This window comes from Streptomyces sp. NPDC056452 (genome assembly GCF_042796085.1).
Lineage (GTDB): Bacteria > Actinomycetota > Actinomycetes > Streptomycetales > Streptomycetaceae > Streptomyces.
The window spans coordinates 25740-42139 of record NZ_JBHTRI010000038.1 but is presented as its reverse complement, the minus strand read 5'-3'; the positions used below and the strand labels follow the sequence as shown (position 1 = coordinate 42139).

Annotated in this window: 16 protein-coding genes and 1 tRNA gene; 6 read left to right on the top strand and 11 right to left on the bottom strand. The window is 70.7% G+C overall.

Annotated elements, in window-relative coordinates; genetic code table 11:
• Positions 1-16 precede the first annotated feature (16 nt).
• A complete protein-coding gene (gene cysS / locus ACFQ6X_RS29960) occupies positions 17-1417 on the top strand; it encodes a cysteine--tRNA ligase (protein ID WP_383185986.1) in 1401 nt (466 codons plus the stop codon).
• Between the two features lie 108 nt (positions 1418-1525).
• A complete protein-coding gene (rlmB, locus tag ACFQ6X_RS29955) occupies positions 1526-2482 on the top strand; it encodes a 23S rRNA (guanosine(2251)-2'-O)-methyltransferase RlmB (protein ID WP_383185984.1) in 957 nt (318 codons plus the stop codon).
• Positions 2483-2515: 33 nt separating this feature from the next.
• On the opposite strand, the gene ACFQ6X_RS29950 is transcribed toward rlmB, so the two are convergent.
• Together ACFQ6X_RS29950 and ACFQ6X_RS29945 are read right to left on the bottom strand one after the other, a co-directional pair.
• A complete protein-coding gene (locus tag ACFQ6X_RS29950) occupies positions 2516-3139 on the bottom strand; it encodes an NUDIX hydrolase (protein WP_383185982.1) in 624 nt (207 codons plus the stop codon).
• A 30-nt stretch (positions 3140-3169) separates the two neighbouring features.
• Positions 3170-4651 (bottom strand): hypothetical protein, encoded by a 1482-nt coding sequence (locus tag ACFQ6X_RS29945; RefSeq protein WP_383185980.1) that lies wholly within the window; start codon positions 4649-4651, stop codon positions 3170-3172.
• Between the two features lie 162 nt (positions 4652-4813).
• On the opposite strand from ACFQ6X_RS29945, the gene ACFQ6X_RS29940 reads away from it, so the two are divergent.
• Positions 4814-6418, top strand: a complete 1605-nt coding sequence (locus ACFQ6X_RS29940) for a DoxX family membrane protein (RefSeq protein WP_383185978.1) — start codon at positions 4814-4816, stop codon at positions 6416-6418.
• A gap of 74 nt (positions 6419-6492) precedes the next feature.
• Here the strand turns inward: ACFQ6X_RS29940 and ACFQ6X_RS29935 are convergent, their stop codons facing one another.
• From ACFQ6X_RS29935 to ACFQ6X_RS29925, 3 genes are all read right to left on the bottom strand, one after another.
• Positions 6493-7212: a nucleotidyltransferase family protein gene (locus tag ACFQ6X_RS29935; protein ID WP_329208664.1), complete on the bottom strand. Its 720-nt coding sequence runs from the start codon at positions 7210-7212 to the stop codon at positions 6493-6495.
• A gap of 36 nt (positions 7213-7248) precedes the next feature.
• Positions 7249-7662, bottom strand: coding sequence for a hypothetical protein (locus ACFQ6X_RS29930; RefSeq protein WP_383185975.1), 414 nt, complete (start codon positions 7660-7662; stop codon positions 7249-7251).
• A 235-nt stretch (positions 7663-7897) separates the two neighbouring features.
• Complete coding sequence (locus ACFQ6X_RS29925; RefSeq protein WP_383185973.1) at positions 7898-9034, bottom strand: ABC transporter ATP-binding protein; 1137 nt, start codon at positions 9032-9034, stop codon at positions 7898-7900.
• 176 nt (positions 9035-9210) lie between these two features.
• On the opposite strand from ACFQ6X_RS29925, the gene ACFQ6X_RS29920 reads away from it, so the two are divergent.
• A tRNA-Thr gene (locus ACFQ6X_RS29920) sits at positions 9211-9285 on the top strand.
• Positions 9286-9372: 87 nt separating this feature from the next.
• Here the strand turns inward: ACFQ6X_RS29920 and ACFQ6X_RS29915 are convergent.
• The 3 genes from ACFQ6X_RS29915 to ACFQ6X_RS29905 all read right to left on the bottom strand — a co-directional run bounded on the left by ACFQ6X_RS29915 (position 9373) and on the right by ACFQ6X_RS29905 (position 12133).
• Positions 9373-9738, bottom strand: a complete 366-nt coding sequence (locus ACFQ6X_RS29915; protein WP_383185971.1) for a hypothetical protein — start codon at positions 9736-9738, stop codon at positions 9373-9375.
• Positions 9739-9815: 77 nt separating this feature from the next.
• Positions 9816-10502 (bottom strand): TNT domain-containing protein, encoded by a 687-nt coding sequence (locus ACFQ6X_RS29910; protein WP_383185969.1) that lies wholly within the window; start codon positions 10500-10502, stop codon positions 9816-9818.
• A 230-nt stretch (positions 10503-10732) separates the two neighbouring features.
• Complete coding sequence (locus ACFQ6X_RS29905) at positions 10733-12133, bottom strand: NAD(P)/FAD-dependent oxidoreductase (protein WP_383185967.1); 1401 nt, start codon at positions 12131-12133, stop codon at positions 10733-10735.
• Positions 12134-12295: 162 nt separating this feature from the next.
• On the opposite strand from ACFQ6X_RS29905, the gene ACFQ6X_RS29900 reads away from it, so the two are divergent.
• Entirely contained in the window at positions 12296-12772 is a 477-nt protein-coding gene (locus ACFQ6X_RS29900; RefSeq protein WP_329208650.1) for a GNAT family N-acetyltransferase, read from the top strand.
• Between the two features lie 23 nt (positions 12773-12795).
• Here ACFQ6X_RS29900 and ACFQ6X_RS29895 read toward each other — a convergent pair whose 3' ends face one another.
• Together ACFQ6X_RS29895 and ACFQ6X_RS29890 are read right to left on the bottom strand one after the other, a co-directional pair.
• Entirely contained in the window at positions 12796-13797 is a 1002-nt protein-coding gene (locus tag ACFQ6X_RS29895; protein ID WP_383185965.1) for a zinc-binding dehydrogenase, read from the bottom strand.
• Between the two features lie 50 nt (positions 13798-13847).
• Entirely contained in the window at positions 13848-15041 is a 1194-nt protein-coding gene (locus tag ACFQ6X_RS29890) for an NAD(P)-binding protein (protein ID WP_383185964.1), read from the bottom strand.
• 99 nt (positions 15042-15140) lie between these two features.
• Between ACFQ6X_RS29890 and ACFQ6X_RS29885 the strand changes: the two genes are divergently transcribed.
• Entirely contained in the window at positions 15141-15848 is a 708-nt protein-coding gene (locus tag ACFQ6X_RS29885) for a pentapeptide repeat-containing protein (protein WP_383185962.1), read from the top strand.
• A 10-nt stretch (positions 15849-15858) separates the two neighbouring features.
• Here ACFQ6X_RS29885 and ACFQ6X_RS29880 read toward each other — a convergent pair whose 3' ends face one another.
• Positions 15859-16356 carry a hypothetical protein gene (locus ACFQ6X_RS29880; protein WP_031093423.1) on the bottom strand — a complete coding sequence of 166 codons (498 nt, stop codon included), beginning with the start codon at positions 16354-16356 and terminating at the stop codon, positions 15859-15861.
• Positions 16357-16400: the final 44 nt, after the last annotated feature.

Here is a 16400-nt window from a genome sequence, read left to right as displayed (position 1 = left end):
CCACTACCCTTGAGAGGTGACTATTCGCCTGCATGACACCAACGCCCGGCAGATCCGTGACTTCGTCCCGCTCACAGCGGGCTGTGTCTCGATCTACCTCTGTGGCGCGACTGTCCAGGCCGCCCCGCACATCGGGCACATCAGGTCCGGACTGAACTTCGACATCATGCGCCGCTGGTTCGAATACCGCGGGTACGACGTGACGTTCATCCGGAATGTCACCGACATCGACGACAAGATCATCAAGAAGTCGGCCGAGCAGGGCCGTCCGTGGTGGTCCATCGGCTACGAGAACGAGCGCGCGTTCAACGACGGCTACGACGCCCTGGGCTGCCTCCCGCCCACGTACGAACCGCGCGCCACCGGCCACATCACCGAGATGGTCGAGATGATGCGCGGCCTCATCGAGCGCGGCCACGCCTACGAGGCCGACGGCAACGTCTACTTCGACGTGCGCTCGTACGAGGGATATCTCGAGCTCTCCAACCAGGACCTGGACGACCTGCGCCAGCCGTCCGGCGAGGGCGAGACCGGCAAGCGCGACCAGCGCGACTTCGCCATGTGGAAGTCGACCAAGCCGGGCGAGCCCAGCTGGGAGACGCCCTGGGGCCGCGGCCGCCCCGGATGGCACCTGGAGTGCTCCGCGATGGCGCACAAGTACCTCGGCAGCGCCTTCGACATCCACGGCGGCGGCATCGACCTGATCTTCCCGCACCACGAGAACGAGATCGCCCAGGCCAAGGCCTTCGGCGACGACTTCGCGAAGTACTGGGTGCACAACGGCTGGGTGACCCTGGCCGGCGAGAAGATGTCGAAGTCGCTCGGCAACTCCGTGCTGGTCAGCGAGATGGTCAAGCAGTGGCGCCCCATCGTCCTGCGCTACTACCTCGGCACCCCGCACTACCGCTCCATGATCGAGTACAGCGAGGAAGCACTGCGCGAGGCCGAGTCCGCGTTCGCGCGGATCGAGGGCTTCGTCCAGCGCGTCGTCGAGAAGGCGGGCGGCGAGGTGGCCCCGGCCGCCGAGGTGCCCCCCGCGTTCGCCGAGGCGATGGACGACGACCTGGGCGTCCCGCAGGCGCTCGCGATCGTCCACACCACCGTCCGTCAGGGCAACTCCGCCCTCGCCGCCGACGACAAGGAAGCAGCGGTCGCCCGCCTCGCCGAGGTGCGCGCCATGCTCGGAGTCCTCGGCCTGGACCCGCTCGACCCGCACTGGGCGGGCGAGAGCGACCGCGGCGAGGACCTCCACGGAGTCGTGGACACCCTCGTACGCCTCGTCCTGGACCAGCGCCAGTCGGCACGCGAGCGCAAGGACTGGCCGGCGGCCGACGCCATCCGCGATCAGCTCAACCAGTCCGGCCTCGTCATCGAGGACAGCCCGAGCGGCCCCAGGTGGACCCTCGGCCCGCGCTGAGCGGCACCCATCGCACCATGCGTGAGCAGCACAAATGTGCCGCCCGGCCATCCGGGCGGCACACTTTCACTTGAGACACTTTTTCTGAAGCAACGAAACAGGTAGGTCATGGCCGGGAACAGCCAGCGCAGGAACCGCCGCACGTCCAACAAGAAGGGCATGCAGGTCGGCAGCGGCGGTAACCGACGCCGCGGTCTCGAAGGCAAGGGACCGACGCCGCCTGCCGCCGACCGCAAGGGACACAAGAAGAACCGGGTGGCGAACGCCCAGGCCAAGCAGGCCGCGGCCCGCCGCCCCGCCCCGCGCCGCGGTGGAGCCAAGGGCACGTCGGAAATGGTCGTCGGCCGCAACCCGGTCTTCGAGGCCCTGCGCGACGGCGTCCCCGCGACCACCCTCTACGTGCAGCAGTACATCGACAACGACGAGCGGGTCCGCGAGGCCATCCAGCTCGCCGGCGAGCGCGGCGGCATCCACCTCATGGAGGCCCCGCGCCCCGAGCTCGACCGGATGACGAACGGCCTGAACCACCAGGGCCTCGTCCTCCAGGTCCCGCCGTACGAGTACGCGCACCCCGAGGACCTCACCGCCGCCGCGTACGACAACAACGAGGAGCCGCTGATCGTCGCCCTCGACGGCGTCACCGACCCGCGCAACCTCGGCGCGATCGTCCGCTCGGTCAACGCGTTCGGCGGCCACGGCGTCGTCGTCCCCGAGCGCCGCGCGGCCGGTATGACCGCCGGTGCCTGGAAGTCCTCCGCGGGCACGGCCGCCCGTACCCCGGTCTCCCGGGTCACCAACCTGACCCGCGCCCTGGAGGGCTACCAGAAGGCCGGCATCACCGTCGTCGGCCTCGCCGCGGACGGCGAGCACACGGTCGAGGACCTCGAGGCCCTCGCAGGCCCCGTCGTCATCGTCATCGGCAGCGAGGGCAAGGGCCTCGGCCGCCTCGTCGGCGAGACCTGTGACTACCGGGTCAGGATCTCGATGCCGGGCGGCGCCGAGTCCCTGAACGCCGGAGTCGCCGCAGGCATCGTCCTGTACGAGGTCGCACGCCGCCGCGCGTGACCCCGTCAGGGCGGGCCCGGGGTCTGACGGCTCTCACGCCGTCAGGCCCGCCAGCCTTGCCCTCATCAGCACGGCGATCGTGAAGGCGTCCGTGATCCGCCCGTCGGCCACCATCGCCTCCGCCTCGGCGAACGGCACCGTGACGGAGCTGCGGATCCCCTCCGCCGTGTCCAGCGGCCCCAGCGCCTCGATCCGGGCCGCGAAGAGCGACACCCGGTCGGCCGTCACCCCCGTGTCCGGGTGAAGTTCACCCAGAGGGACGATCTCCAGGGCCACCGCGCCGATCTCCTCCCGCAGTTCCTTCGCCGCGTTCGCCCCGGGCTCCATGCCCGGCGTCGCGAAACCGCGCGGCACCTCCCACTGCCAGGAACGCGTGGCGTGCCGGAAGTGCTCGATCAGGACCACCTGGCCGTCAAGGAGCGGAAGCACCACACACCCCTGCTCCGGTGTGGGGCTGATCGAGCGGATGTACGTACCCGTGGTGCCGTCGGGGAAGCGCACCGGATCGCGCAGCAGCACGACGTACCGGTCCTCGTACAGCACCCCGCCCGCCGCCGAGACCGCGTCCGGCTCCGTGAGGATCTCGATACCCCCGGGCTGGTTCGCAAACAGCTCCGGACGCGCCGCACGCAGCCGTTCGTACCGCTCGACACCCATCTGCCGTGCTCCCTCCGTGCCTTTCACGCCTCACACATGCGGTGACTGCTGATCCGCCTGGCCGCTGCGGGGCGCCGACCCGGTCTCCACGACCCGGCCCCCGTACGACTTGAGGATCTTCTCCCAGTCCCTTCTGACATTGCCCAGCTGAAGCGACGGCAATGTCAGCGAATGCCCGAGACCCTTGCGCGCGCCCCGGCCGCCCTGGTCGAAGAACTCCAGCCGGACGCTCAGGGCACCCGCGACGGCCGTCGCCATCTGCAGGGAACCCGCCAGCAGCGACACCTCCTCCCCGGAAGTCACCTGCAGGGCGATACCGGCGGACTCGAGGACCAGGGCCACCTTCATCTCGCGCTGGAAACCCTGACGGGTACCGCTCACCTTGCGCGCGGTCCGCAGCATGCTGCGGTGCAGCTTGGCGACATCGCCCGTACCGGCACGGAACTCCTCGGGGCTGGGTACCCGTCCGTCCCTGAAACTGCCCAGGACGAACGAGTCCAGGGCGTTCACATAGCCGTTCCACTCCTCCGTGGTACGCAGCCGCGTGATGTCGGACAGCGAAAGCGAACCGTAGGAGTTGGGGCCGTCCACGGCCCGGTGCAGGGCGTCGGCGAACAGGTCGCGCAGCAGGAGACCGATCTGCTCCGGGTCGTCGTTCTGGCTGCGGCCGTCGTCACGCAGCTCCTGCAGCGCCGAACGCGGCGGCGAGCCGGGAGGCGTCAGAGCGGTGATGCTGCTCGCCTTCGGAACCCCCAGTGTGTACAGGAGGTCGATCAGCTGCTTGGCGGGCACGATGTGGTCGCCCTCCCGCAGCAGACCCTCGTGCACCTGCGTGCCCGGCCGGGTCAGGAACTCCCGGTACACGGCCTCGCGCGTGATCGTCGAGTAGAGGTCCTGCCGCGCGGCCCAGAGAAGGATGTCGGTGAGGATGCCCTCCTTCATGGCCCGCGCCTGGGCGAGGGAAATGCCCAGGTTCTTCCTCAACGGCTCCTCGCGGAGCCGCTGGAGAGTCAGCAGCTGGCTGGAGAAGAAGTGGTTGACCTTGTCCGTCGCCTCCCGGTTCGCTTCGTCGTCCCAGTCGAAGCGGACCAGGTCCGGCTCCGCCTCGTCGGCGAGCAGCCGCCCCCAGGACCGGTGCACCTGCGGATCGTGGGTCCAGGCGAACTCGGCGGCGGGGTCACGCTCGGAGTACAGGAAGGGCACGAGCGCCTTCCCGTTCAGCAGGCGGACGAAAGCCTGGCGTTCGGCCGGATCGGCATCCGGTGCGAAATTGGCCGAGACCGCCTCGTTGTTGATGAAGTACGCCCGATTGACCACCAGGGTGCCGCTGTTCACCAACGCGCGCCGCAACTCGGCGGCCGAAGCGTCCACATCGTCCGGGGAGCGGCCCGGCGAGGCGTTCCTCCGCTGGCGTGCCGCAGCCAGATCGCCGGGCAGCCACTGGTTGTCCAGGGCCTGGGCCATCACCGGATACCGCGTCAGATCCTTGAAAGTAAGCTGCTGCCCGCCCATGACTCCCCAGTCCACTACGGATAACGCACATGATGGCTGGGCTGGTTGACGTACGGAAGGTGAACAAAAGTTCCTGGGTGGCAAGGAATGGCTGGATCTTGACGGGTCTCGGACACTTCGGCCACGTCAAGGCAGTGTCCTAATCACACATCACTCGGTTAGATGAGTGTGGACACCAGAACGCCGCGGTTCGACGAACAGCCCGCCGCCCTGAGCATGACCAAGGTGGACAGCGACCCCGCGCAGGTCATCGTCAACCACGCCAGCTTCCGGGTGCAGCTCGCCCCGGGCCAGCGCACGCGCCTGCGCCCCTTGGCCACCGCACAGCCCCGGATCCCCGCCATGAGCGGTGCGGGCGGACGCAGGCGGGCCCCCGTCGTCTGGAGCGGCAGGTCGGAACCGGGCGACCCAGGAGCGACCGGACTCCTGCAGGCCGTACGGAACTCCACCGCGGGCCACCTCGACACCAGGCCCGGCGGCGGCACCGGAACCGGCGAGGACGCGGCCCTCGGCACCCAGGTCATCCCGCGCCTCGACGAGACGCAGCCCAACCCCGTACTCATCGCACCTCAGCCCGGACCGGGCCGCACCGGGCCGCTGCTGCCCCCCATGCGGCAGGCCGTCGGCGCCTACGACCCCGTCGAGACGGGGCCGCACGACCCCCGCGACCCCTTCGACGACGAACCCGACGACACAGCCCAGGAGCGGCGCCACGCCGCCGACACCGTCCGGCACGCGTACTACCCGGGCCGCCGCATGAACCTCGGCGTCGTCCTGCTCCCCCTGCGCGTCTTCCTCGGCTTCATCTCCATCTACGCCGGCATGGGCAAGCTCTGCGACCCCGTCTACTTCGAGGGCGGCGACCGGGGCTCCATGGTCAAGTGGCTGACCTCGCTGCAGCCCTGGGCCCTCGCCGAACCGCTGCGCGACTTCGCGCTCTCCCACCCCGTGGGCGCCGGACTCTCCGTCGCCTTCCTCCAGGTCGTCGTCGGCGTCCTCACGGTCCTCGGCCTCTGGCAGCGCGTCGCCGCCACCTTCGGAGCCCTGCTCTCGGCAGCCCTCCTCGTGACGGTCAGCTGGCGCAGCGTCGCCGCCTACGACGCACCGGACATCATCTTCCTGGCGGCCTGGAGCCCCCTCGTCATCGCCGGCGCCCCCGTCTACTCCCTCGACGGACGCCTCGCCGGGGAAGCCTGGCGCAAGCTCGGCCCCCGCTCCGACATCTGGGACCTCCGCCGTCGTGTCCTGCGCCGCGGCACGGTCGTCGCCACTGTCGTCGTCGGTATGACCCTGCTCGTCGGCTCCATGCTCGGCGGGGCGGTCCGCTCCTCCGAGGTCGTCACCGTTCCCGGCCCCGGCAACCCGTACAACCAGCTCCCCGGATCCCCGCTCCCCGAGGAGTCCACCGGCAAGCGCAAGCCCTCGAGCACCCCTGAGGGGCGCCGCCCCGAACCCTCCCCGACCAGCGGGTCCAGCAGTCCGACGGCCGAGGAATCCACCCCGGGAGCGGATTCCGTCCGCGAGTCCGGCCAGGCCACCGGAGCGAACACCGGACAGCCCAGCCAGACCCAGGGCACCGGTCAGGAGGCGCCCCGGGAGACGACCCCGGAGCAGCCCCCGGCCAGCAGCGCCGGCCCCACCTCCTCCGGCGGCTCCGGCTCCGGCGGCTCCACGGGCGGCGGCTCGGGCGGCGGCGGTTCGGACGGCGGCGGCTCGACCGGGGGCGGAGGCGCCGGCCAGAACCCCATCGGCGGCCTGCTCGGCTGACAGCCCCACCGCACACCACGAGGGCGGCCACCGGAAACCCGGTGGCCGCCCTCGTGCATGTCCGCGGTACCGCCTCAGCCGCCCGTGTGGGCGCCCAGTTCCTTCGCCGCCTCCGTCAGGTCCTTCGCGGTGTCGATCGCCCGCCAGTACGCCCCGTGCGGCAACGGGAAACCGGCCAGCAGCCGTTCGCGGGCCAGCCGCGGGAACGTCGTCCGCTCGTGGTCGCCCCGGTCCGGCAGCAGCGACGTGAACGAGGGCGCGAACACGTACACGCCCGCATTGATCAGGTACGGCGACGGCGGAGACTCGATGAAGTCAGTGATGTGCCCGAACGCGTCCGTCTCCACCGCGCCCCACGGAATCCGCGGACGGGCCAGCGCGAGCGTGGCGGTGGCATCCCGCTCGGCGTGGAACGCCGCCATCTCCCGCAACGAGAAACGCGTCCAGATGTCGCCGTTCGTCGCGTACCAGGGCTCCGACGGGTCGGGCAGCCGCGTCGCGGCATGCTTGAGACCGCCGCCCCGGCCCAGAGGCTCGGTCTCGACGACGGTCGTGACACGCAACGGAAGATCGGCCGAGGCCAGCCACTCCTGCAGCACATCGGCAAGATGGCCGCACGAGATCACGGCGTCGGTGACGCCCTCGGCGGCCAGCCAGGAAAGCTGATGGCCGATGATCGGGGTCCCGGTCCCCGGGATCTCGACCATCGGCTTGGGACGGTCATCGGTGTACGGGCGCAGCCGCGAGCCCTGGCCACCCGCCAGGATCACGGCCTGCGTCGGAAACGTTTGCATGCCAGGCACGATATGCCGTGCCCGCGCACACCCGGCTCAGCTGAACTGGGCGACGCCCGACGCGAACGACGTGTCGCAGACCGGACGGGAAAAGCGGTGCGCACGCGTCGGGCCGTACTGGTCGACGGCGGCCTTGCCCAGCGCCTTCGCGATCGACATGCAGTGCCTGGCCAGCGACGGGCGCGCCTCCACCGTGCGCTGGAGCTCGGTCAGTGCGACACCCGGGTCCTTCTCCTGCAGTTCCACGAGCAGCTTGTCCCGCAGGACATCCTGCGGCGCACGCGCCTTGGCACGCTTGGACACGGTCTCGGAAGCCGCCGTCAGCAGCTGCGACTCGGTGTTGTGCGCCGACCACGGCACGCGGGTGACCGCGAGAGTCCCGGAGAGGACCATGACGACGGGCAGTACGAGAGCGAGGGTTCGGCCGATTCGGCGCGCGGTGTGGGTCACGCAGGCGAGCGTAGCGGTCAGTGATGACTTGGCGACATTTCGTCACTCCTGCGGGGGATGGTTCGAGGTGGCCTTTCGAATCACAGGTTGACGAACCGGGGTGAAATGACCGTCGTGCCAGGATATTTGGAACGGCTCGCGCGCGAAACCCGCAGGCGCGCAACGCCACGCAAACGGCCCCGCACCCCCGAGCCGGAACTCGGGGACGCGGGGCCGTCGTGCGGCGTGGACGACGTCAGTCGGTGAGGCGCTCACCGGTCGAGGTCGCGAAGACGTGCAGCTCTTCCGGGCGCGGCACGACGTGCAGCTCCGTGCCCTTCTCCGGAACGGCGCGGCCGCCGACACGGACGACCAGGTCCTTGTGCTCGCCACCGACCTGCGCGGCACCGTAGACGAAGCCGTCGGCGCCGAGCTCCTCGACCACGTTGACCGACACGGCCAGACCGGCCGGCGCGTCGGCCGAACCCTTGGCGAGGCTCTGGGCGGCGGCGCCACCGTGCTCGACGATGTCGAAGTGCTCGGGGCGGATGCCGACGGTGACGGTCGTGTCACCGCGGTCCGCGGCGGCGGAGAGGGCCGCGCGGGAGACCGGGACGACGCTGTTGCCGAACTTGACGCCGCCGTCGGTGATCGGAACCTCGACGAGGTTCATCGCCGGGGAGCCGATGAAGCCGGCCACGAAGAGGTTCGCCGGGCGGTCGTACATGTTGCGCGGCGAGTCGACCTGCTGGAGCAGACCGTCCTTGAGGACCGCGACTCGGTCGCCCATGGTGAGGGCCTCGACCTGGTCGTGGGTCACGTACACCGTGGTGATGCCGAGGCGGCGCTGCAGCGAGGCGATCTGCGTACGGGTCGACACACGGAGCTTGGCGTCGAGGTTCGACAGCGGCTCGTCCATGAGGAAGACCTGGGGCTCACGCACGATCGCGCGGCCCATGGCCACACGCTGGCGCTGACCACCGGAGAGCGCCTTCGGCTTGCGGTCCAGGTACTCGGTGAGGTCCAGCATCTTGGCGGCCTCTTCGACCTTCGCCCGGATCTCCGTCTTGTTGATCCCGGCGATCTTCAGCGCGAAGCCCATGTTGTCCGCGACGGACATGTGCGGGTAGAGCGCGTAGTTCTGGAACACCATGGCGATGTCCCGGTCCTTCGGGGGCAGGTGCGTGACATCGCGGTCACCGATGCGGATCGCACCGCCGTTGACGTCCTCGAGACCCGCGAGCATGCGCAGGGAGGTCGACTTGCCACAACCGGAAGGACCGACGAGGACGAGGAACTCACCGTCTTCGATGTCGATCTCGAGCTGGTCCACAGCCGGCTTCGTGGAGCCGGGGTAGACGCGGGACGCCTTGTCGAACGTGACACTGGCCATGCTGAATCTTCTCCTCCACCGGCAGGAACGTGCCGGACGATCCGAGTAAGGGAGTGGTCTGGTCCACTTGAGTGAACCTGGTGTGACGCTACCTGGCGTTCTCGGATCTGTCAGCAGTCCCAGGTCCCGAATATTGAGCAGGTTCCGGTCCCGGCGTTGGTTACACTGCTCCCGCTGCCTCCTTAGCTCAGTCCGGCCAGAGCAACGCACTTGTAATGCGTAGGTCGTCGGTTCGAATCCGACAGGAGGCTCAACGAAAAGCCCAGCTCAGATGCGCTCTGAGCTGGGCTTTCTCCGTTTCGGTGGATCCGGTGGCGACCGGCCGGCTGCCGAGAGGCTCAGGCGCCGGGTGGTTCGTCCGCGTCGTGGCCGGGGGCCCGTTCGAAGTCCTCCTCGGCCCGGCGCTGGATCTCCTCCACGTCCGCCAGGAGCCGGTCGACCCGTTCCGCGCCGCCTGGGACGGGTGGGGGAACGTCGACGAGGGTGTCGTACAGGTAGCGGCACGCCTCCGCCTCGGTCCCGAAGCGCGCGATGACGCTGTCCTGTCCGCGCTCGCGCAATAGGACCGGCCACGTGTCCTCCTGCGGGCGCAGGACGTAGTAGGCGTCCAGTTGCATGGGGACGCCGTGGACGCCCGGGATCTCGTAGAGCGCGTCCGGGACGCCCTCGCGGCGCAGCCGCTCGGTGAGTTCCGTCCTGTCCATGGCGTCGGTTCCCCTCCGTGCACAGGCCCGGGCGGGCCCCGGCCGTGCCGGAACCCGCCCGGGGAGTGCGGTCGTGATCAGTTCAGCGCTTCGAGCTTCTGGGCGGTGACAAGCTCCGAGACCCGCTGGGCGGTCTTGTACTGGATCCCCAGACCGGGCTGGCCGAACCACGGCCGGATGCGTCCGGCCTCCACCGTGATCGCTTCCGTGACCCGGTAGAGGTGGTAGCTGTACGGATAGTCGTTCGTGTACCTGACGAGGTTGCTCGGCGGGATGGCGCGCTTGGCGTACGGGGTGCCGGCGGGGGCGAGGAAGGTGCCGCGTCCGCTGCCGAAGAGGTCGACCAGCTGCCCCACGCGGAGGGTCAGCGTCTTCTTCACCGGGTTGCCCGCGCGGTCGAGGACGAAGCCGTCGTTGTTCGGGTACCACCAACCGGACTCGCCGGACGTCGGGTTGGTCTGCCAGTAGCAGCCGAGGAACCAGTACGCCGAGGTCGGGCCCGTGCGGTGGTAGCCGCGCAGCATCGCACCGATGGCACCGGTCGTCGGCAGGACCTGGGGGCCGAGCCGCCAGTCGTCGAGGTAGTACTGCTCCAGCGGTGTGGTGGGTGCTCCGTTGACCGATCGTGCCCGGTCGTCCGTCGGGCAGTGGGCTCCGGGGCGGGCCTTGTCGCCGGTATCGGCGTGGGCGGCCGTCGGTGACATGCCGACGAGGAGGAGCAGCGAGGCGATCGCACTCCAGACGATATTCCGCAGCACCCGCATAAAGGTGGTCCCTTCTCATGGCCCGCGCCGGCCATGGAGGGCACGCGGGCGTCGAGGTCGCGCGAAGGCGCCCCGTGAGGAGGGCGCCGTGGTGTGGTGCCCCTCAGTCAATTGCCATGGCGGTGGGGGGTGAGGACGGGGATACGCGCCGTCACCCGTTCGGAGCCGCGCTTTCTCCTGATCGGCCTAGGGAACGTCCTGTTCGGGGTCTTCCGGGTGCGGGCGGCGTGTCAGTGCCGGCCCGAGATGCGGTCCGCCAGTTTCGCGATGCGGTCCGTGCCCGGGTGCGGGGACGTCGTCTCGCGGCGGTCGGCGGCGCGGTAGGCGGCGTACAGGGTGTGGACGCCGAGCCAGCGGAAGGGTTCGGGTTCCCAGCGGCGGACCTTGTGGTTGACCCAGGGGAGGGCGGTCAGGTCGGTGGGGCCCGCCTGGCCGGAGTCCTGCTGGATGAGGTCGCGCAGGGTGCGGGCGGCGAGGTTGGCGGTGGCGACGCCGGAGCCCACGTAGCCGCCGGCCCAGCCGAGGCCCGTGGAGCGGTCGAGGGTGACGGTGGCGCACCAGTCGCGGGGGACACCGAGTACGCCGGACCAGGCGTGGTCGATGCGGGTGCCTGCCGTGGTGGGGAAGAAGCGGACGAGCAGGTCGCGCAGGGCTTCGACGGTGGCGGGCTGGGTGCGGCCGTCGTTGTCCGTGGCGGAGCCGTAGCGGTAGGGGACGCCCCGGCCGCCGAGCGCGATGCGGTCGTCCGCGGTGCGCTGGGCGTACATGTAGGCGTGGGCCGTGTCGCCGAGGTTCTCGCGGCCTTCCCAGCCGATGGTGTCCCAGACGGACTTGGGCAGGGGCTCGGTGACGATCATGGAGGAGTTCATGGGGAGCCAGGTGCGCCTCTGGCCCTTGAGCGCGGAGGTGAAGCCTTCGGTGCAGCGCAGGATGTACGGGGCGCGGACCGTGCCGTAGGGGGTGACGGCGTGTTTGGGCTTGATCTCGGTGACGGGTGTGGATTCGTGGATCGTGACGCCGAGTGCCTCCACGGTGTCGGCGAGGCCCTTGACGAGTTTGGCGGGGTGCAGGCGTGCGCCGTGCGGGGTCCAGCTGGAGCCGACGGCTCCGGTGACACGGATGCGTTCGGCGGTTTCGCGGGCGCCGCGCAGGACGCGGTCGGTCTCGCCGAAGGCGATCTCGACGGAGTGGGAGTCCTTGAGGCGGGCGAGCTGGGCCGGGGTGCGGGCGATCTCGAGGACGCCGCCGTGGTGGATGTCGGCGTCGATGTTCTCGTCGGCGGCGGTGCGGATGACCTCGTCGACGGTCTCGTTCATGGCCTTCTGCAGGCGTACGGCGGCGTCGTGGCCGTGGCGCCGGGCGTAGCGGTCGCGGCCCGCGATGCCGTTGTAGAGCCAGCCGCCGTTGCGGCCGGAGGCGCCGTAGCCGCAGAACTTGGCTTCCAGGACGGTGATGTTGAGGAAGGGGACGGCCTTCTTGAGGTAGTAGGCGGTCCAGAGGCCGGTGTAGCCGCCGCCGACGATGCAGATGTCGGCGGTGGTGTCGCCGGGCAGGGGTTCGCGGGGGGCGGGGGTGCCCTCGTGCGTGTACCAGAATGAAATGCCGCCGTTGACGGTACTGACGGTGCTCATGTTTCCCCTGCTTGTCCGTGTGCAGCCGAGTCGCTGGAGGGACGTTACTGCGCGTGCGGGGGTTTCGTCGTGCGGGGTCCTCGGGCCGGGGCGCTGCCGGGGTTCCCGTGGGGAGTTGGAGGTGGCCTGCGGGGCGGCGGAGCGGGTCTTTAGGCTGCGTCCATGATTCGTATCGCTACCGCTGCCGATGTTCCTGTCATTCACGCGATGGTCCGTGAGCTCGCCGAGTACGAGAAGGCGCTGGACGAGGCGCAGGCCACCGAGGAGCAGTTGCGTGAGGCGCTGTTCGGGGAGCGGCCCGCCGCGTACGCCCACATCGCGGTGTCGGACGAGGACGGCGAGGTCGTCGGGTTCGCGCTGTGGTTCCTCAACTTCTCGACGTGGCGCGGGGTGCACGGCGTGTATCTGGAGGATCTGTACGTGCGTCCGGAGCGGCGCGGGGGCGGGCACGGGAAGGCGTTGCTCGCCCAGCTGGCGCGGATCTGTGTGGAGCGCGGGTACGGGCGCCTGGAGTGGTCGGTGCTGGACTGGAATGCCCCGTCCATCGCGTTCTACGAGTCGCTGGGCGCGCGTCCTCAGGACGAGTGGACGGTGTACCGGCTGACGGACGGGGCGCTGGCCGAGCTGGGCGCGTCCTGAGCGGATCCGATGCCGGGCCCCGGTCAGGGGATGAGGACGACCTTGCCCATCGTGCCGCGCGTCTCGAGGGCGCGGTGTGCGGCGGCCGCCTCGGCGAGCGGGTAGCGCTGGACGGTGGGGCGGAGGCGGCCGGCCGCGGCCTCGGCGAGGGCCAGGGTCTCCAGGACGCGCATTCCGCCGTCCTTCTGGATCATGGCGGGGCCGAGCACGTTCTGGGACGTGATGCCGCGTGCGGCGAGGTCCTCGTCGGTGAAGGCGAGGGGCCGGCCGTCGTGGAGTCCTTCTCCCGACCAGCCGAAGACGATGTGCTGTCCGCCGCTGCCGAGCAGGTCGACGGCGGCGCGGGCGGTGACTCCGCCGACGGAGTCGTACACGACGGTGGCGCGGCGGCCCAGGGTGTCGAGGTGCGTGCGGACCTGGCGGGGCCAGTCGGGGAGGGTGTAGTCGACGGCGAGGTCGGCGCCGTTCTCCTTGACGCGGGCGACCTTGGCGGGTCCGCCGGCGAGGCCGATGACGGTGGCGCCCGTGTTCTTGACGTGCTGGACGAGAAGGGTGCCGATGCCGCCGGCCGCGGCGGTGACGACGGCGACGGAGTCGGGGCCGAGTTCGGTGAACTGCAGGATGCCCAGGGTGGTGCGGCCGGTGCCGATCATGGCGACGGCTTCGGCCGCGTCGAGCCCTCCGGGGATCGGGTGGAGCTTGTCGGCGTCCACGACGGCGAGTTCGGCGTAGCCCCCGGGGGCCGTACCGAGGTGGGCGACGACGTGGCGGCCGAGCCAGGCGGGGTCGGTGCCCTCGCCGAGTGACTCGACGGTGCCCGCGACTTCGCGGCCGGGGATCGTGGGCAGTTCGGCGGGGGCCGGGTAGGGGCCGGTCATGCCTTCGCGCAGGGCGGTGTCGATGAGGTGCACGCCGGCTGCGGCGACGGCGATCCGGACCTGGCCGGGGGCGGGTACGGGGTCGTCGGTCAGTTCGTGGCGGAGGTTCTCGGCGGGGCCGAAGGCGTGGAGGCGGATGGCGTGCATGCGGGTTCCCCGGGGTGGTGGACGGTGGCTGACCGGTCCACCTTCCGACCTCAAGCGCCCTTGAGGTCAAGTCCTGCCGGGGTCTCCTGTGCCGGTTTTCCGAGGAGTGCCAGGGCCAGTACCGCCGCTTCGATGCCGCTGTTGAACGCGACTTCGCTGAGGAGCCCGGGGGCCGCGACCTGGTCGCCCGCGAGGAGGATTCCGTCGCCGCGGTCGACGGCGGGGCGGTCGCGCCAGGTGGTGCCGGGTCTGTCGACGGCCCCGGTGCGGCCGGCCGCGAGGGCCTCGCGCCGCCAGGTGGTGCGGTCGCGCCAGCCGGGGAAGCCGAGGTCGAGGAGTTCCTCGGCGCGGTGTACGGCGTCGGAGCGCGGGGTGCCGGGGGCGAGGGGAATCTGGGCCTGGATGAGCTGTTCGCCTGCGGGGGCGAGGGTGGGGTCCTGGGCAGTGAACCGTTCGATCCAGCCGGGGGCGTCGAGGTCGGAGATGATGAACGGGTCGCCGCGCCGGGTCCGCAGGGCCAGGTCGATCAGGGCGGTCCTGCCGCTGTCCCAGGTCAGGGTGGGGTCGTCCAGCAGGGTGCGGGCGGCGTCCAGGTGGGTGGCGACGATCACCGGACCGTTGCGTGCGAGGCCGGCGAGGGCGCCGGAGTCGATGCGCCGGGCCGTTTCGATGCGTACGCCGAGGTCCCAGGCGCGTGAGGCCATCCGTTCGACGAGCTGCGCCCAGCCGCCGATGGGGTAGTGGGCTTCGGGCGGCAGTGCGGTGGCGCGCCGGAGCCGTTCCTGCACGAAGGCGGCGGAGAGCGATCCGGGGTCGTGGTGGAAGAGCGCCACGCCCATGTAGTGCGCGGCCGCGCGGGCGCCCTCCTCGCCTGTCTGCCCGGTGGCCCAGGTGAGGAAGTCGGTGTCGACGGGGGCGCTGCGGCGGGCGAGGCGGAGCAGGGCGAGGGGCGGGGTCCTGCGCAGGGCGCCGCTGCGGCGGAAGAAGAAGCGGGTGCCATCGAGGGGCGGTACGGAGGCCAGCGGGCCGAGGAGTTTGCGCTTCTCGAGCCAGGTCCAGTGCGGTCCGCGGCGGTAGAGGGCGTGGGGGCCCTCGTTGGTGAGGTAGCGGCCCTCGGCGGTCCTGGCCCGTCCGCCGAGGGTGTGGTGGGCCTCGTGGAGGGTCACAGGGACGCGCGATTCGGCGGCGGTGATGGCCGCGGTGAGTCCTGCGAGGCCGCCGCCGACGATGTGGATGCGCTGCATGCTGGGTCTCCTTGCGGTGGGCGCTGCTGTGCAGGGGACGGTTCGGCGGGGCGGGTCTGTGACATCGGGCCGCGGGCGTTGTCGGTGGTGTGCGTCACGATGGGGTGCATGGCAGGCAGAGGCAACAGGAGCAGCAGGGGTGCGGGCGCGAAGGACACCGTGGCGGCGGCGCGGCGGCCGGAGGTCAGACTGCCTCCGCTCGTGGCGTACGAGGGGGAGGGGCTGGAGCCGGACGGGGACTACGACGGCGTGCGGTTCGAGCGCGTCGATCTGACGGACGCCTCGGGCCCCGGCGCGCGCTTCATGGACTGTGAGCTGCAGGATTGCGCCCTGGACCGTACGGAGCTGGTCCGGGCCCGGTTCATCGACTCGGTGCTGACGGGTGTACGGGGTGTGGGCACCGATCTCGCGGGGGCGTCGCTGCGGGATGTGGAGGTCGTGGACGCGCGGCTGGGCGGGGTGCAGCTGCACGGTGCGGTGCTGGAGCGCGTGCTGGTGCGGGGCGGGAAGATCGATTACCTGAATCTGCGCAAGGCACGGCTGAAGGACGTGGTGTTCGAGGGCTGTGTGCTGTCGGAGCCGGACTTCGGGGAGGCGCAGCTGGTGCGGGTGGAGTTCCGCGACTGTGTGCTGAAGCGGGCCGACTTCAGTGCCGTGCGGATGGAGTCGGTGGACCTGCGGACCGTTGCCGAGCTCGATATCGCACGGGGGGTGGAGCGGCTGGCGGGGGCGGTGATCAGCCCGTCCCAGCTGATGGAGCTCGCTCCGGCGTTCGCGGCGCAGATCGGGGTGCGGGTGGAGGCGTAGGGCCTCGGCCTCAGAGGCGGGGGAAGCGGGCCTGCAGGTCCCAGACGACGGGGTTGTCGGCGAGGCCTTCGTGCATGTCGGCCAGGTCGGCGATCAGGTCGTGCAGGAAGTCGCGGGCCTCGCGGCGCAGCAGGGAGTGGCTGAAGGTGAGCGGGGGCTCGTCGCCCGGCATCCAGTCGGCTTCGACGTCGACCCAGCCGAAGCGGCGCTCGAAGAGCATGCGGTCGGACGATTCGGTGAAGTCGAGCTCGGCGTACTGCTGCCGGTGCGAGCGGTTGCCGCGGGGGTCCCGGTCGATCTGTTCGACGATGTCGCAGAGGGCCCAGGCGAAGTCGAGTACGGGCACCCATCCCCAGGCTGTGGATACTTCGCGGTCCGCCTTGGTGTCCGCGAGGTAGACGTCGCCGGAGAAGAGGTCGTGCCGCAGGGCGCGGACGTCCGCCCGGCGGTAGTCGGTCTGCGGGGGGTCCGGGAAGCGCCGGGAGAGGGAGTAGCCGATGTCGAGCACGGTTCGATGGTGTCATGCCCGGTGACGTGCCCGGTCCGGCCTGT

Bases quoted from the DNA above. Each gene is read 5' to 3' on its own strand.
- rlmB (WP_383185984.1), top strand. From the start codon at position 1,526: ATGGCCGGGAACAGCCAGCGCAGGAACCGCCGCACGTCCAACAAGAAG.
- ACFQ6X_RS29950 (WP_383185982.1), bottom strand. From the start codon at position 3,139: ATGGGTGTCGAGCGGTACGAACGGCTGCGTGCGGCGCGTCCGGAGCTG.
- ACFQ6X_RS29945 (WP_383185980.1), bottom strand. From the start codon at position 4,651: ATGGGCGGGCAGCAGCTTACTTTCAAGGATCTGACGCGGTATCCGGTG.
- ACFQ6X_RS29940 (WP_383185978.1), top strand. From the start codon at position 4,814: ATGAGTGTGGACACCAGAACGCCGCGGTTCGACGAACAGCCCGCCGCC.
- ACFQ6X_RS29935 (WP_329208664.1), bottom strand. From the start codon at position 7,212: ATGCAAACGTTTCCGACGCAGGCCGTGATCCTGGCGGGTGGCCAGGGC.
- ACFQ6X_RS29925 (WP_383185973.1), bottom strand. From the start codon at position 9,034: ATGGCCAGTGTCACGTTCGACAAGGCGTCCCGCGTCTACCCCGGCTCC.
- ACFQ6X_RS29915 (WP_383185971.1), bottom strand. From the start codon at position 9,738: ATGGACAGGACGGAACTCACCGAGCGGCTGCGCCGCGAGGGCGTCCCG.
- ACFQ6X_RS29910 (WP_383185969.1), bottom strand. From the start codon at position 10,502: ATGCGGGTGCTGCGGAATATCGTCTGGAGTGCGATCGCCTCGCTGCTC.
- ACFQ6X_RS29905 (WP_383185967.1), bottom strand. From the start codon at position 12,133: ATGAGCACCGTCAGTACCGTCAACGGCGGCATTTCATTCTGGTACACG.
- ACFQ6X_RS29900 (WP_329208650.1), top strand. From the start codon at position 12,296: ATGATTCGTATCGCTACCGCTGCCGATGTTCCTGTCATTCACGCGATG.
- ACFQ6X_RS29895 (WP_383185965.1), bottom strand. From the start codon at position 13,797: ATGCACGCCATCCGCCTCCACGCCTTCGGCCCCGCCGAGAACCTCCGC.
- ACFQ6X_RS29890 (WP_383185964.1), bottom strand. From the start codon at position 15,041: ATGCAGCGCATCCACATCGTCGGCGGCGGCCTCGCAGGACTCACCGCG.
- ACFQ6X_RS29885 (WP_383185962.1), top strand. From the start codon at position 15,141: ATGGGGTGCATGGCAGGCAGAGGCAACAGGAGCAGCAGGGGTGCGGGC.